Below are 14,688 nucleotides of genomic sequence, written 5' to 3'. Positions count from 1 at the left end.
AATGGGTTTAAGGCTTTGGGTAGAAGCTTAGCTCCTCTTTGGCGGCAAACTGCGCAAATGCTTCTGCGATGTCTGCTAAGTCTGTTTTTTCGATGGTCTTTTTGGTGGTTGGGGCGATGTAATTACCCGAGTTGTCTTTGACGGGTTTTGTATTAGTCGCAAAAAAGATCGGGTAGTCTTCTTTATATGGGCACTTTTTCTTATCCCATTTTTGTAACAGCAAGATGCTTGTTTTTGTTCCCGTGTGTGGTTTAAAAGAGTTTACATGTAAGCCTACTACCCCCAAAATACGACAATGCTTTGCGATGTATTCGCGGATTTCTTTGTCGCTTGAGTTGTTAAGCCTGCCTTGCGGAAGTACGATAGCCATTCTGCCGCCGTTTTTCAAAAAGCGTAGGTTACGTTCTATAAAAAGAAGGTCTCTGCTTTGAGTGTTTTTGGTCTTTTGTTTTTTGTCGCGTGCAAATTCATAGTAACCCAAATACCCACTTGAACTGCCTATATCTCCCGCAAACGGCGGGTTGGTCATGATGATGTCAAAACTGTTTTGGGCATATCGTGAAGCGATGGCGTTGTCAAATTTGGCTTTATTGCTCTCATCCCATGTGCGAAGGTCAAGCGAGTTGGTATGCACGGCATTGGACGAGCCATCTCCTGCAATGACCATCAACGCTTTTGCGATTTTGACCGTTCGCGGGTCAAAGTCGATGGCAAAAAGATTGTTCACAGCGTAGCGGTAACGCTCTTTGTCTTCGATTTTCTCATTGTTTAAGATGTATTGAAACGTGTGAAGCAAAAAGCCTGCACTTCCCGCACTAGGGTCAAGCACTTTTTCGTCATCATCAGGGTTCATCATCTTGACGATAATGTCTATCACAGGACGTGGGGTAAAATACTGCCCTTTCTCACCCTTACTGTCCCCTGAAATCATATGCTCAAACGCCACATCGAGTATCTCAAAGTCTGTTTCAAAAAGCTTGTACTCTTGAAGCTCCGAGACAACGGCGATGAGGGTTTCTTCGCTCAGTTCGATTTCGTCTTTTTCTTTAAAAACGTCTTTCCATTTCTCTTTTGCTTTTGAGAAAAGCTTTTCGATAGTGGACGATAATTTTTTACCCAGCTTTATCTGGAAGTCTAACTCTTCAATAGGCTTTTTGCTTTTTTCATCGTAAAGCTTGGCGAAGATAAGTTTGAAGATTTCATCAAACGCATTGACGCCGTCATTGGCAAGAACGCGTTGTTCTAACATGTAAACGGTTCGGCGTAAATCGACGATGTCTTGCAAGTCCGCTTTTTTGAGATAGGTCGATAACACGGACTCTATGGATTCTGTGTGTCTAGGAACGCGTTTAAAACGCTCAAATTTGTATTTATTCTCAGGATTGCGGTAACGAATGTTTTCCTCTTGCCCGTCCGTCCACACACCTAAAAGTGTCGGCAACGCTGAAATGTAGCTTTCAAGCTGACCGATACCTTTATTCATATCTTCTTTAGGTTTTTTGATTTCAACGATAAGAACAATGTTTTCTTTGTCTTTTTTCTCGGCGTTATCATAGATGACGATGTCGGCACTCTTGCTTGATGAACCCATCGTCACGCTGACTTCAAGTTCCATGTGCTCAAGCGGATAACCGTACTCCGTATGAAGTTTTAAGATGTAAAGTTGGCGAATCAGCTCTTCAGGGTTGCTTTTAGAGGGCGAAAAGATTTGTATTTTTTTCTTTCTCACTAAACAATCGATATAAATTTTTTCGGTTTTTTCATCGTGAATCAGAAGGGATTCGATTTTTTCTAGCATTTTGGAAGAGAAAATTTTAAGTTGATTAGTATCGATTTTGAGAATTTCAAAAAGTGTCATAAAAAGCTCCATTGGATTAGACTTATAATTTGATTTTATCGCTATATGCCTTTAACATCGCTTCTTCAAATGCTTCATTGTTCGCGTATTCGTGTCCGAAAACCTTTTGCCACAAGCTCTCATCTTCCATGCATAGGTAAAAAAAGACTTCGTTGTGCCACGGTTGAAACGCTTGGTAGAGCGTGCTAAACATCTGCTCTTTTAAAGCAAGCGGATAGGAGTATTTCCCGTTTGCATCGTGTAGGGGCATTTGAAGGATTTTACTCTTTTGCGCGCGCAGGCGGATCTTTTTGAGGACGGGTTTGATGAACGTGAGTGTGCCCATCGAAACGAGGGCAACCTCTTTACATGTAAACGTTTTGAGGAGCTCCTGCGCGATGGCGGTGTAGGCGTCTTGCCAGTCCTCAAACAAGACAATGGGGTGGAAATGAAAGCCGACTAATACACCTTTATCCGCCAGCGCTCTTGCACTTTGGATGCGCGCTTTCAAACTTGCCGCGCGTTTTTCTTCGTTGTCGATGATGACTTGAGGATTGAGTGACCATGTGCAGATGATGTTTTTGGGCACGTCATTTTCCAACAAATACGCGATGGTGTCGGACTTGCTTTTGAACTCCAAAATGACGTTGGGGTGCTTGCGAGCAAAGCTAAACAGTGCTTCTAAAACACCTGCGCGGTTGCCCCACATCAAAGAGTCCGACGACTGTCCCGTGCCGATATGGTAGGTTTTTGCGGGGTCGAGTTCCAGCTTTTCAAGCTTTTTGGCAAACGTTTTATCGAACGTAATGGTGTTGTTTTTGTAAAAGCTTTGAATCGAACAGTACGAGCAGTCAAACCCGCAACTCTCCACCGCGTCTAAGGTCATCAGGTTGCAACAGCGCGTTTTAGGCGAAGCGACAGGGCAAGAGCCAAGCCCTAAGCTCTCTTTTTCGATCTCTTCAATCTTGAAGCTCTCTTTTTCAAAGGTTTCTGCTTTTTTGGGGTAGACTTTGAGCGTGTTTTTAAATGTCTCATAACGGTTTTGAAGATGGGCTAACGCCTCTTTTTTGCTCTCTTTATCTTCCCAAAACGCTTCGATCTCTTCATCCCACATCTGTAAATCAATGGCGATAACGATGAGTTGCTGAATCTGCGAAAAGCTGAAACGATAGGCATCGGCTTTGGTTTTTAAAAAATCTTGCGTTCTTACATGTAAGCTTTGAAAGGCGGTGTTTTCGCACGCTTTTTCAAAATGCGCTTTTTGATCTTCTAACATATTTCTCCCACTGTTTGATGCTTTTATTTATCCAATTTCCCACATCGGCTTTGCTTGGAACGCTCGTTTCCAAATGGTCGGAGACGATCTTGAAGACATATGTTTCGACGGTTTTTGGAACGGTTTGCAAAAATGTATCGGCTTCCATATCGACCAGCGTTGTGGTGACATGTAAAGTATCATCGACCGCCTTTGGGCGTGAGGAACAGGTCGCAAAAGGAATGTCCAAACCCTCGTGCGTCGTGCAAAAGAGCGTGCCTTTGGCAACCGTCGTGTCGCTACAACCCGCGATACCGATGTTGATAGCAACGCGCGGTTCATAAAGCGAAAGCGCATACGCAAGAGCCTCTTTGGCGTTTTGGTTTCCCATACCTGAGACGATAAGCGCGACGTTTTCGTTTTCGTAAAGGTTAAACGGTTGTTTTGCTTTACATGTAAGCTTAAAATGCCCGATGATAGGCTTAGCTTCGGCAACGAGCGCGGTGTGAATAAGGGTATGAATCGGCACTAATAGACCTCGTCATGTGCGCCGATGTCGAGTAAAATAATGACTTCATCGACGATGATAAAATCTAAAATAATGTGGTACTGCAAATCTAGCGAAACCGAGTAAAACGCTTTGAGATTGCCTTGAAGTTTGTGCAAACGCAAAGAGGGATGGTGCGGATTGGCACTTAAAAGTATCAGCGTTTTTTCGTATTTGCTCTGCATTTCAGGGTGTTTTTTGAAAAACTTGACCGATTTTTTAAAGTATTCGTCCGTTCGCGTGATGTTATAAGGCATTGCGTAGCTCGCTTAGATGCTCTTCCACGCTTTGTGTTTTAAATCGCCCCTCTTTGATCTCTTGCATCGTCTCGTCGTAAAGACGGTCAAGCTCTAATGTGCGCAAATTTTTGTAACGCTCAATGTCAATCACAACGTATTTGTTTTTGCCCCGCACATTGATGATGACTTCGCTTACGCTCTCAAAGAGTTTATCAAGGAGGCTCACCCCTTTGGTTTTGATGTCATTGGCTGATACGATCATGAGAGTATCCTTAATAGTACGATTTAGCGTATTATAAAGAATGCTTTTGGAAAGTTGGCTTAGGAGTTTGGGTTACATGTAAAAAATATTATAGCCTTGTTCTTAATCCATTCTCAATAATCTCTTCCATTTTTGTGTTATCGGCGTATTGCACGCATAATATAGATGCTTCGATGTAAGCGTTATTTTCGATAGCCTCGGAATAATCAATAAAATCGTAGCCGTTATAGAGGCAAAGCATATCGATAAAAAGACGTAACGTCCGCCCATTGAGTTCGTAAAAAGGGTGCAAGGCGATGAGTTCGCTTTTGTAGTAGGTTAGTTGTTTGACGAAAGCTTTTTTATTGTTACATGTAAGAAGGTAAGCATCGTTTTCAAGTTCGGTAAAAATTCTTTTTGATTCACTTGAGAGGTGCTTAGCAAGGCAAAATTGCGAATCACCTTTGCTCATATTAACCGTGCGGTAAAGTCCTGCAAAGTCATACAATGACTCAAACGTCTTTTTATGCAAACTGATAAAATAAGTTTCGTTTAGGACGGTCTTTTCTGTGATTTGAGAGGCGAAATGTTCATAGGCTTGAAGAAGGAGATTGTTTTCTATTTCGTGGATAAGCTCTGCTTCCTTAATGCCCAATTTATTTTTAGGAACTTCACTTCCTTCAAGATAAATCGGGCTTTCGTCAAGCCGATATTTTGACATGGTATTTTGCCATAAGCACTTTGGCTTTTTCTTGTAGAGGCTTTGGTGCTGGCTGGTAGCCTTCTATTTTTTGAGAGATTGCAACGACTTTTTTGATGGTCTCTTTTGAAATTTCACGCTTTTTCATTTGCTCACACTTGTGTTAAATTGCCTAATTGTAGCACATTTTTACCCCAAATAGAATCCTAATTCACCACCTCAAACCCCGCCAGTGCCGCACCTACAGCACCCATAAGTTGAGGGTGTTTGGGAATGACAATGGTTCGCTCTAACTTGCGCTCTAGCATATGATGCAAAAACGGGTTGAGCGCGCCACCACCGGTAAAAACGATGGTTTCATTCTCTTTGATGACAAATTTGCGAGCCATCGAAGCAAGTCGTGCGGCGATGGATTCATGCACGCCGTAGCAGATGTTGGCAAGGCTCTCTTTTTTGGCGATAAGGGAGATGACTTCCGACTCGGCAAAAACGGCGCACATGCTAGAAATTGTCAGCTCCTTGTCGTGCTCAAAGCCTGCTTTGGCGAAGGTTTCCATATCAAGTCCTAAACGATTGGCGGCAATCTCTAAGAATTTTCCCGTACCTGCCGCACATTTGTCGTTCATGCGAAAGTCGGTGAAACTCCCAAACTCTCCCATTTTGATGACCTTGCTGTCTTGTCCGCCGAGGTCAATGACCGTGGCAACACTGGGCTCAAAAAAGTACGCCCCTTTGGCGTGCGCTTTGATTTCACTGATGACGGGTGCACCGTGCGAATCTTCCAGCATATAACGCCCATAGCCCGTGGCGACGAGCATTTTGACCTCTTTGTCTGCCAAATACTCGCCCACGATTTTGTCTTGATTGAAGATGGTCGGGATGACCGCGCTATCGACGATCTCCCGCTCTTTACCGATACCGATGATTTTTGTATAGGTCGAGCCTATATCTACGCCCCAAAACATTATTTGGACTGAAACGCTTGCGCTTTTTTCTTGAAGTTGATGCTCTCTAAAAAGGCTTCAACACGGGTTTTGATCTGTCCTGCATCTTCGGGTGAATAGTCCGACTCGATAACTAAGCAAGGAATGCCCTCTTTTTGCATCGCTTCAAGTACGAGGTGCGACTCGACGTTGTAGGTGTGACAAAAGGAAAGCGTGTAGTAGATGACGCCATCGGCTTGTCTTTCTTTGTACATTTGCACGATTTTGTCGATGCGTCCGGTGTTGGGCGTAAAACAGGCGCAGTCGATTTTGGAGTAGCGTGTCATCAAGCGTGCGTAGAGTTCGTCGTCGCTTTGCGCGCCTTCGATGTCCACGTTGTCTTTAAAGTAACGATGCCCGATGCAACTCTCTTCGTTGATGACGCAACCGCCCGTCGTTTCGACTGCCGTGTGAAGTTTCCAGTTGGGTGGGGCAAAGGGCGTTCCAAGCACCATCAAACGAGGCGTATCTTTCGGAAAAACGCTTTGCTTATTTTTCACGCGCTCTTCAAGCTCGTCGCAGAGTTCATTGACTTTCTCGGTATAACGCTCGATGTCGTCCATAAAACCTACTTGCGTGATAAAAAGCGCGTCTTTGCCGCTGATGGGCATAACATCGGGATTCATACCGCGTAAACGATCGAGCCTTTGAAGCGCGCTTCGTTTGGCATTGACTTTGCGCACGCCCTCTTTCATCGCATCGAGGCTGAGTTTTTTCTCGGTAACGGCTTCGATGTGCTCTTTAAACTCTTTGATCTCCTCTTGCCACATTTTGAGGTCACGCTCACGCTTCATATGCGGAATGTTCATGACATGTACGGGATGGTGTTTGGCTAAGATCTCCCATGCTTTTTTCTTCGCTTCACAGGTGGTTTCGCCGTAGATAAAATCACTGGATTGCGTATACGCACAGGTGCGTTGAAGTTTGAAACCGTGCGCGGATTTAATCAACGGACAAATGTTGCGAGGAAGCTCGGTTTCGGCGTCCGCTACCGTAGCGTTAGAACCGCCGCATAAGCCATAACAGGCTCCGCCCGCACCCACGACGATCTCTTCGGGAACAAAGATACAAAACGTACCTACCGCCGGTTTTTTCTCGGCACGAAGCGCATTGATCTCAGCAATCCTTTGCCCTTGAATCTCGCTCATAAACCAGTCGAAATACGCCATTCCTTTAGGACGATCGGGTTGTCCTAAAAACTGTGCTTTGTAGGCTTCTAACCCGGCACCCATCATCTTTGCGTGACGCTCAACGTCGACACCGATACTTCCTAATAAATCCTTGTGGAGTTCAACACCCATCGTACTTTCCTTTGTGAAAAATGTAGTGCTGTTTAGGTTTACATGTAAAGCGATGCGCAGTAAAAAAGAGGTGCTACTTCATGTATGTCTAAGCCTTAGACCAACAGCAATTGATGTATTGTAAACTACTAAAGATTAAAATTCGGTAAATTTTACTTTACCGAATTAAGAGCAAATTTCTCCGTTTACAACGTTGCGTATGCGATGTTTGGCAAAGACTAACGCGGCTTATGCTAAAATCGCGTTTTATCTTTACATGTAGGAATTTTTGTGGATATTTTTCAGTCTATTATTATGGGTGTGGTTGAGGGTTTTACCGAGTTTTTACCCGTTTCATCGACGGGACATATGATCGTGACGGCGGATTTTTTAGGTATTCGGCAAGATAGCGTGACCAAAGCGTATGAGATTATTATACAGTTCGCCGCGATTATGGCAGTCGTATTTGCTTATAAGGACAAATTTACGTTCAAAAAAGTGGAATTGTGGAAAAAAATTATTATCGCATTTTTACCGATCGGTATCATCGCTTTTTTATTTGCGAAGCAGATTAAAGCACTTTTTAGCGTCGAAGTCGTGGCGACAATGTTTATTATCGGCGGCGTCGTTTTCTTGATCGCGGAGAAGTATTACAAGCCTAAAGCGCATTTTGTCGACGACGTCGAAAACGTCAGCTATAAACAAGCGTTGTTGATCGGTTGTGCGCAATTAGCGGGATTGATTCCGGGAACGTCGCGTTCGGGTTCGACGATTTTAGGAGCGATGTTTGTGGGTTTAACGCGAAAAGCAAGTGCGGAATTTTCGTTTTTGTTGGCATTCCCCGTTATGAGTGCTGCTACGGGGTACAGCATCGTCAAAAATTTTCATGAATTTAACGGCGAAAATTTGACGGTTTTGGGTGTCGGTTTCATCGTCGCTTTTATAACTGCGTATCTGTCGATCAAATGGTTTCTTAAATTTTTACAACGTTACACGTTTGTTGCGTTCGGCATTTACCGCATTCTTTTCGGTGCAGTGTTGCTTGCGATCTATTAACGCTTTAGCCGATCAATCAAAGAGGTGCGCTAGTACCTCTTTATCCACGACCGTTTTTTGAATAATATGAATCCCCCGCGCGGAGAGTGCACTTCGAAGTCCTTCCCCTAATTTTTCGCTGATAAAAAAGTTGACCTGATGGTTTTGGAAGAGTTCGGGAAGCACCAAGGGCGGTTTGAGGTTTTGCGCGAAAACGGGATTTTCAAGCTCAACCCACGATACGATCGTATGATCGTGAATCGTCGCGATGATGACGTATTTTCCTTTGGGTTGAAGCGGTAAAAGCGTCTTTGGCGAGTCGCAACACAAAGCAACGACATAGCGATCGCGCTTGGTTTCTAAGTCCAAATGGTGTCCGCCCAAAAGCGCTAACGCGACTTTGTAATGCGCCGATTTGATAATACGCGCAAACGTCGGACGCGAAATACCCATTTTTTGTGCCGCATCTTCTTGATAAAGCCCCATCAAATCCATCCAGTACAAGGCTTCGGTCTCTTCGCTTAAAAGCATAATCGACTCATTGTGCGTAACGTTTTTAGGCGTAAAACGCGTACAAAGCGGTTGGTAAAACGTTTGACGAAGGCATTTTTGACGCGGCATGAAGCACTCCTTAAATCGTAAAAGTTATGGTAGCATAAAAGATTTAAAAATACTTGACATATGTTCATTTAAAGTGATACAATTACGAACATATGACCAAAATAAAGGAGATACAATGATCGCAATGCCGATTAAAACCGATAGTGAAAACAGTGCTTTAGCACCGCTTTTCGGTAAAGCAAAATTTTTCGCGTTGATCGATGAAAACGCTAAAATCACGATTCAATCCAATGAAGTCGAAGGCGGTATGAAAGTCGCGCAATGGTTTCAAAAAGCGGGCGTTACGACGCTCATTACGAACCATTTAGGCGAAAAACCGTTTGCGGCACTTCAAAAAGCGGGTATTCGCGTCTACTTCGCCGGAAGCGAACGCATCGAGATTGCCCAAGCCCTTCAAAAGTTTAACGATCATCTTTTGGAAGAGGTGAGCGCAAATAACTACGACACGCTCTTGAGAGAAGAAGACGGCAAAAAATCCCACGGTTGCCATGATTCGCACGAAGGTGCGTTTCGCTCCAAAGTCAAATGTTGCGAGAAAAACCGCAATCCTCTTGCCTCGGCGCATCGTCACGGTCACAAAGAGGGCGAATGCGGCGAACACGGGCATCATCACGAGCACGGTTGCTGCCACCACGAACACGCATAAGTATTCGTAAAAAGCCAAACGCGCTTCTTCGTTGCGTTTGGCATCTTTAGCCGGTTCTTTCGTCAAAAATTTCGTAAAAACGTCATTAAAATGTTATAGTTTCGTTCTATAATATAAGTGACCCAGCAAGGAAGAGTGATGTTTTTTCAGAAAAAAGAACCCGAGGCCTTAGGAATTTTACGTCAAGAAATCGAAACGCTTAAAGCCCAAAACGCTTTACTTAAGGAACTCTCTTTGTTTTCGCAAGAAGAGATGATCGTGGTACTCGACGCTTCCAAATCGATCGTCATGCAAAACGATTTGGCACGCGCTACGATACAAGAGCCGCAAAAACTGGCCGCACTTTTAAACGAATCGATGCAAAATATCAGCATGGACGGATGTCAAGGAACGTTGCGAAGCAAACGCCTTGGTGAAGGATGGGTCGCTTACAGCATCATCAAAACCGACGTACGCAACGCCAAAGACAGTCACATTCTTTCGATGCATCAAGATTCCATCTCCGGTGCGCTGAAAAATTCGCAACAAACGTTTTCCGAAATCTTGAACGACTTAAAAACGATGAAAGAAGAGTCGTCGCAAATCTCAAACGAAGCACGCGACGGACTGAGTTTAGCACATAACGCTTCTTCGGCGATGGATACGTTAAGTATGTTGATGAGCGACGTCGTCGGTAATGCCAAATCGCTTTCGCAACGTAGCGGTGAAATCTCAAGCGTGGTACAATTGATTGAAGATATTGCCGATCAAACCAACCTTTTAGCCCTCAATGCCGCTATCGAAGCCGCGCGTGCGGGGGAACACGGACGGGGATTTGCCGTCGTTGCCGATGAGGTGCGAAATTTGGCGGAACGAACGCAAAAGGCCACTAAAGAGATTGCGATGGTCGTTAAAACGATGCAACAAGAGTCCGCCCAAACCGAACAAAGTACCGCAGAAGTCAATCAAATCGCTCAGACAACGAAAAAACAAACGGACGAGCTCACGACCAAAATCGTCTCTTTCGAGAAAAACGCAACGCGTTCGGTTTTTGAGGTCGATCATTTGAGCGATAAAATCTTTGCTTCTTTGGCAAAAATCGACCACGTCATCTATAAAAATAACGTCTATTCGCTACTTTTCGGCGAAAAAAACGAGTTTAAGGCCGTTACGCACCATGAGTGCCGTTTGGGACATTGGTATGAAAGAGGTATCGGGAAAGAGGAATTTCATGCGATGCCTTCGTATGCTAAACTTGAAAATCCGCATGCCAAAGTGCATGAGATCGCCAACCGTTTAGCCCAAGAGTGCGGCGAAGGAAAGGCAATCTGCTCGAAGGCGCACATCGAAGAGATGGTATCGCAAATCGAAGCGGCAAGCGGCAGTGTTTTTGAAAGCTTAGACAGTATGGTTGAAGAAAAAGCTAAAAAATTAATGTTGGAAGCAAAAGATCGCTTATTCGATCGAACGATAAAGGGTGCATAATGGCGAAAACGATCAAAGTTGCTATCATCGACGATGAGCAGGATATTTTGGATATGATCGAAAAGTATTTAAGACGACTCGGCGGTTTTGAAGTGGAAGTTTTTAGCAACCCGACCCATGCGTTAACGCGCGTGGACGGGAAATACGATATCGTTTTCTTGGATATTATGATGCCTCAAATGGGCGGCTTGGAGGTCTTAAAAGCGTTGCGGGAAAAAGCACCCGATTTGAAGATCGTCATGATGACGGCATACTCGACGTTGGATAAAGTGCTTCAATCGCACCGCGAAGGCGCAACGCACTACATTATGAAACCGTTTTCTTCGATGAAAGTGCTTGAAGAAAAAATCCGTGAGCTTGTCAAATAGTTTCGATGGAAGAGGAACTTTTAGAAAAAATCCGTGATCTTGAGCTCGAGCTTGAGTTACTCAAACAGCAAAACAGACGCATTCTAGAGTGTGCCGTCGAAGAGAAACGTTCGCTTGAAGCGTTGGCGAAAAAGGCACAGCTCTACTTTAACAATGCCGATTTGGGCTACGTCGTTTTAGACGCAAACCAATGCATCGTAGACGTGAACGAAACGTTTACGACGCTTCTGGGCTATACCAAGGAAGAGGTGCTCTCTTTGGAAGTGCGGATACTTTTTTCCAGAGTCAAACAGTATCAAGAGTGGTTTAGCAAAGTCACGGCGTCCGAGTCTTGCGCCGGATTGTGCCATCTTGAATACCGTTTTCGCAAAAAAAGCCGACATTCGTTTTGGGCGGAGCTTTTTGGACGCAGCTTCGTCGACGACGATCAAACGTTTATGATTTGGAGTATTCGCGACATAAGCCAGCGCGTCAAATCGCGCAATATGATCGATAAGTTAAGCCGCAAATATCAAAAACAACTGCGCGATTTGGAGACTTTGCTCGACATCATTCCCGTGCCCGTTTTTATTAAAGACCGTTATTTTCGCTACATCGGATGCTCTCGCTCGTTTTGCGAGTATTTCGGTTTGAGCAAAGAAGCGGTGATCGGCAAAACGGCGTTTGATTTGTATCCGATAGAGATCGCCAAAAGGCTTTTGCTTAAAGATCAAGAGATGCTCGAATGCGTGCATCAAGTCTATAAAATTACGACGGTTTCACCGGCGACGGATAAAGAAGTCACGCTTGAGATCCAAAAAAAGCAGATGATACGAAACGGGCATTTCGACGGCTTTGTCGGCGTTTTTATCGATATGACCGAATCGGAAAGACAAGAACTTTATTTGCAAAACCGCATTAACGAAGAGGTGAAAAAAAATCTTCAGATACAAGCCGCTTTCCAAGAAGAGATGATTCAAAACGCTAAATTTAGCGCGATCGGACAGATGGCGGCGGGTATTACACATGAGATCAATACGCCTTTGACGTACGTGAAAGGCAATTTTGAGATGCTTTTGGAAGATATGGAGGCGTTTATGCCCGATTCCGCGCGCAAGCGTACGATGCTAAAAGACGCCAAAACCATTCAAGAAGGACTCGAGCGCATCGAAAGCATCATCGAAACCATGCGCGAAGCGTCGCAAAAAAGTCGGGAGCAAAAAGAGCCGACCAATCTTTTTGAAAGCGTCGTTTCCGCACTGATTTTGTCGTTCAATCGCACGAAACAAGTGGTTGCCGTGCGTTTAAACGAACGGCTTTTTACTTTGCAGATGCCCAAAAACGCCTATACCTTCACATGTACGGTTCAAAAGCAACGTATCGAGCAAGTGTGGATTATCATCGTGAACAACGCGCTCGACGAGCTGATTAAAATCGACGCGTTTGAAAATCGAAAATTTGAAATTACGCTTCGCGAAGAAAACGGCTTTGCGATCGTGCGTTTTCACGATAATGCGGGCGGCATCGACGCCAAAATTTTGCCGCGTATTTTTGAGCCCTTTGAAAGCAGCAAAGAGAGCTCGGGTATCGGCATCGGTTTAAATATCGCTCGACAGATCGTGCTTCAAAACGACGGCGAAATCGTCGCTTACAATGAAGGCAAAGGCGCGGTATTCGAGGTTCGTTTTGCCCTTACCAAGCGTTCAAAACGGTTTTATTCGGACGATTGAACTTTAAGGTCCAAACACAGAATTTTTTCGCGATCGCCCAAGGTAAATTTTTGTGCAAACGTACGGCATAAGCGTCCCGAAGCGCGCGAGATGTATTTTTGGCTCAAATAATTGCCGCGTTTGGACTCTTTGGTAATGTAGAAATACTCTTTTAATGCGTGGTTTTCGCCCTCTTTGGCAGGACGAAAAAATTCGTTCGTATCGGAGCAGATAAACGTATCGCCCTCTTGAATGCCGGTATAGGCGTTAATGCAGTAAATTGCCTCGATCGCTTCAAATTGCTGTAAAAAAACGCTTAAGTCGCGAAGCCCCGTTCGCGTAAACGATTTGATAATGGCTTGCGTATACGACTTTGCGTTTTCGATCAGGAGTTCTTTATGGAGCATCGATTGTTTGACGTTTTTCGTATGCAACTCTCCGATGGCGGTAATCTTCTCGTTAAGAAGCTTTTCGTCGTAGAGGGCAGCGGAGGGTCTTGCAAACCAAAACCCTTGAAAGAGGTCGATATTGAGCTTTAACGAGCGTAAAATTTCGCCTTCTTCTTCAACGCCTTCGGCCAAAACCAACGCGCCGATGTTAAAGCACATGTTGGCGATGGATTTTAAAATCTCTTTGTGGATGAAGTTGTGATGCACGTTAAAGACTAACGATCGATCCACTTTAACGATATGCGGGCGCACCGAGGAGATACGATCGAAATTAGCATTTCCGGCGCCGAAATCGTCCAGTGCGATTAAGAAGCCGCGTTGTTTATAAAACGTACAAAACTCTTCTAAGCGTTCGGTATTTTGGATTTGGTACTCTTTGATTTCGATGACGACATGTGAGGGCGGAATGCCGATATCGTTGGCAAGCGCACAAAAAGCAAAGTCTTGGAAACGAATCGTCGTGTCCAAAAGATGCGATTCGAAATTGAGAAACAAAAGAAGTTCGAGATTGGCTTTCAAAAGCGGTTTAAACGACTCTAGGGCTTTAATACGAGCGTGTTTATCGAGCTCGAACGAGAGGTTTTCTTTCTTGGCTTGATCGAAAATAAAAATCGGCGAAAGCGGCTCTTGGTTGGCGTCATAGGCGCGCATTAACGCTTCGACGCCGATGACTTTCGCACTTCGAATCGAAATAATCGGCTGAAAATAGATCATAATGCGGTTGTCTTGAATTAAGTGTGAAACCACGAAGCACCCTTTTGTCAAACATTAGACGGGCATTATAACGAGGCAGAGCAAACGCGAATGATTAAAATTTAATCAGTAGGTTTTTCCGACACCGCTAGCAAATGCTTACGCAAGAAGCGACGACCACGCGACGATCAGTTTTTCTAAAGTCCATGCAGCGTTGGCGGGGCTGGTTGAGGGAAGCGTTTGCGCGGGTAGTTTCGTGAGCGGTTCGCAATGTATGCGGTAGAGTTTTGCCGCGGTTTGACCGTTGCAAAAAATACGTTCGATACGCGTGGCGTGAAGCACGCTTCGCAAGTCGTTACCGCAAGCATTTTGAATCGTCGCATCGCTTGAACCGACGATGTCGCAACATCGAATAACGTCCCAAATCGCAATGCCGCTTGTGTGTAAAAGCGCTTTTTTGGTTTCGAGATCGCAAGGCGGTTCTACACCGTACAGCGCGGCGATTACCTTCCAAAAACGGTTTTGCGGATGTGCGTAGTAAAAGGCTTCTTCTCGCGATTTCACCGAAGGAAACGAACCCAAAACGAGCACGCGCGACGTTGCGTCGTAAACGGGTTCGAAGGGATGATAGAGCATGTTCTT

Annotated in this window: 17 protein-coding genes and 1 pseudogene; 6 read left to right on the top strand and 12 right to left on the bottom strand. The window is 44.7% G+C overall.

Translation table 11 applies throughout. The features are described from left to right. Positions 1–7 precede the first annotated feature (7 nt). From OA34_RS06800 to OA34_RS06765, 9 genes are all read right to left on the bottom strand, one after another. Positions 8–1,858: a type I restriction-modification system subunit M gene (locus OA34_RS06800; protein ID WP_286682897.1), complete on the bottom strand. Its 1,851-nt coding sequence runs from the start codon at positions 1,856–1,858 to the stop codon at positions 8–10. Positions 1,859–1,880: 22 nt separating this feature from the next. Further along, positions 1,881–3,113 carry an SPL family radical SAM protein gene (locus OA34_RS06795; protein ID WP_039673708.1) on the bottom strand — a complete coding sequence of 411 codons (1,233 nt, stop codon included), beginning with the start codon at positions 3,111–3,113 and terminating at the stop codon, positions 1,881–1,883. Next, positions 3,085–3,621: a phosphorylase family protein gene (locus OA34_RS06790; RefSeq protein ID WP_039673707.1), complete on the bottom strand. Its 537-nt coding sequence runs from the start codon at positions 3,619–3,621 to the stop codon at positions 3,085–3,087. The genes OA34_RS06795 and OA34_RS06790 overlap by 29 nt, the downstream gene beginning before the upstream one ends. Beyond that, complete coding sequence (locus tag OA34_RS06785; RefSeq protein ID WP_039673705.1) at positions 3,621–3,896, bottom strand: type II toxin-antitoxin system RelE/ParE family toxin; 276 nt, start codon at positions 3,894–3,896, stop codon at positions 3,621–3,623. Before OA34_RS06785 ends, OA34_RS06790 begins: the two co-directional genes overlap by 1 nt. Further along, entirely contained in the window at positions 3,886–4,140 is a 255-nt protein-coding gene (locus OA34_RS06780; RefSeq protein WP_039673703.1) for a type II toxin-antitoxin system prevent-host-death family antitoxin, read from the bottom strand. The genes OA34_RS06785 and OA34_RS06780 overlap by 11 nt, the downstream gene beginning before the upstream one ends. Before the next feature lie 88 nt (positions 4,141–4,228). Then, positions 4,229–4,840, bottom strand: a complete 612-nt coding sequence (locus OA34_RS06775) for a Fic/DOC family protein (protein ID WP_039673700.1) — start codon at positions 4,838–4,840, stop codon at positions 4,229–4,231. Continuing rightward, positions 4,821–4,967, bottom strand: a complete 147-nt coding sequence (locus tag OA34_RS13635; RefSeq protein ID WP_286682896.1) for a hypothetical protein — start codon at positions 4,965–4,967, stop codon at positions 4,821–4,823. The genes OA34_RS06775 and OA34_RS13635 overlap by 20 nt, the downstream gene beginning before the upstream one ends. 58 nt (positions 4,968–5,025) lie before the next feature. Then, positions 5,026–5,784 carry an acyl-CoA dehydratase activase gene (locus tag OA34_RS06770; protein ID WP_039673699.1) on the bottom strand — a complete coding sequence of 253 codons (759 nt, stop codon included), beginning with the start codon at positions 5,782–5,784 and terminating at the stop codon, positions 5,026–5,028. Then, entirely contained in the window at positions 5,784–7,103 is a 1,320-nt protein-coding gene (locus tag OA34_RS06765; RefSeq protein WP_039673698.1) for a double-cubane-cluster-containing anaerobic reductase, read from the bottom strand. Before OA34_RS06765 ends, OA34_RS06770 begins: the two co-directional genes overlap by 1 nt. A 270-nt stretch (positions 7,104–7,373) precedes the next feature. On the opposite strand from OA34_RS06765, the gene OA34_RS06760 reads away from it, so the two are divergent. Further along, entirely contained in the window at positions 7,374–8,138 is a 765-nt protein-coding gene (locus OA34_RS06760) for an undecaprenyl-diphosphate phosphatase (protein ID WP_039673697.1), read from the top strand. Between the two features lie 12 nt (positions 8,139–8,150). Here OA34_RS06760 and OA34_RS06755 read toward each other — a convergent pair whose 3' ends face one another. Next, a complete protein-coding gene (locus OA34_RS06755; RefSeq protein WP_039673695.1) occupies positions 8,151–8,738 on the bottom strand; it encodes a DUF134 domain-containing protein in 588 nt (195 codons plus the stop codon). Positions 8,739–8,853: 115 nt separating this feature from the next. On the opposite strand from OA34_RS06755, the gene OA34_RS06750 reads away from it, so the two are divergent. From OA34_RS06750 to OA34_RS06735, 5 genes and pseudogenes are all read left to right on the top strand, one after another. Then, positions 8,854–9,384, top strand: a complete 531-nt coding sequence (locus OA34_RS06750) for a NifB/NifX family molybdenum-iron cluster-binding protein (RefSeq protein ID WP_039673693.1) — start codon at positions 8,854–8,856, stop codon at positions 9,382–9,384. A gap of 138 nt (positions 9,385–9,522) precedes the next feature. Continuing rightward, positions 9,523–10,419: pseudogene (locus OA34_RS06745) on the top strand (methyl-accepting chemotaxis protein); the annotation flags it as partial. 9 nt (positions 10,420–10,428) lie between these two features. Next, the gene (locus OA34_RS13915; protein ID WP_502685201.1) at positions 10,429–10,848 is read left to right on the top strand and encodes a CZB domain-containing protein; all 420 of its coding nucleotides are present in this window, start codon (positions 10,429–10,431) and stop codon (positions 10,846–10,848) included. Beyond that, positions 10,848–11,216, top strand: coding sequence for a response regulator (locus OA34_RS06740; RefSeq protein WP_039673689.1), 369 nt, complete (start codon positions 10,848–10,850; stop codon positions 11,214–11,216). Before OA34_RS13915 ends, OA34_RS06740 begins: the two co-directional genes overlap by 1 nt. 5 nt (positions 11,217–11,221) lie before the next feature. Then, entirely contained in the window at positions 11,222–12,925 is a 1,704-nt protein-coding gene (locus OA34_RS06735) for a PAS domain-containing sensor histidine kinase (RefSeq protein WP_039673688.1), read from the top strand. Here OA34_RS06735 and OA34_RS06730 read toward each other — a convergent pair. Both OA34_RS06730 and OA34_RS06725 read right to left on the bottom strand, forming a co-directional pair. Next, the gene (locus OA34_RS06730; protein ID WP_039673686.1) at positions 12,910–14,100 is read right to left on the bottom strand and encodes an EAL domain-containing protein; all 1,191 of its coding nucleotides are present in this window, start codon (positions 14,098–14,100) and stop codon (positions 12,910–12,912) included. The two genes, OA34_RS06735 and OA34_RS06730, sit on opposite strands and share 16 nt — an antisense overlap. A gap of 105 nt (positions 14,101–14,205) precedes the next feature. After that, positions 14,206–14,682: a DNA-deoxyinosine glycosylase gene (locus tag OA34_RS06725; RefSeq protein WP_039673684.1), complete on the bottom strand. Its 477-nt coding sequence runs from the start codon at positions 14,680–14,682 to the stop codon at positions 14,206–14,208. Positions 14,683–14,688: the final 6 nt, after the last annotated feature.

The sequence above is a fragment of the Sulfurospirillum sp. MES genome, from assembly GCF_000789415.1.
In the GTDB taxonomy this organism is placed as follows: Bacteria; Campylobacterota; Campylobacteria; order Campylobacterales; family Sulfurospirillaceae; genus Sulfurospirillum; species Sulfurospirillum cavolei.
The sequence above is the reverse complement of the archived record's forward strand: the minus strand, read 5'-3'. Positions and strand labels throughout refer to the sequence as shown.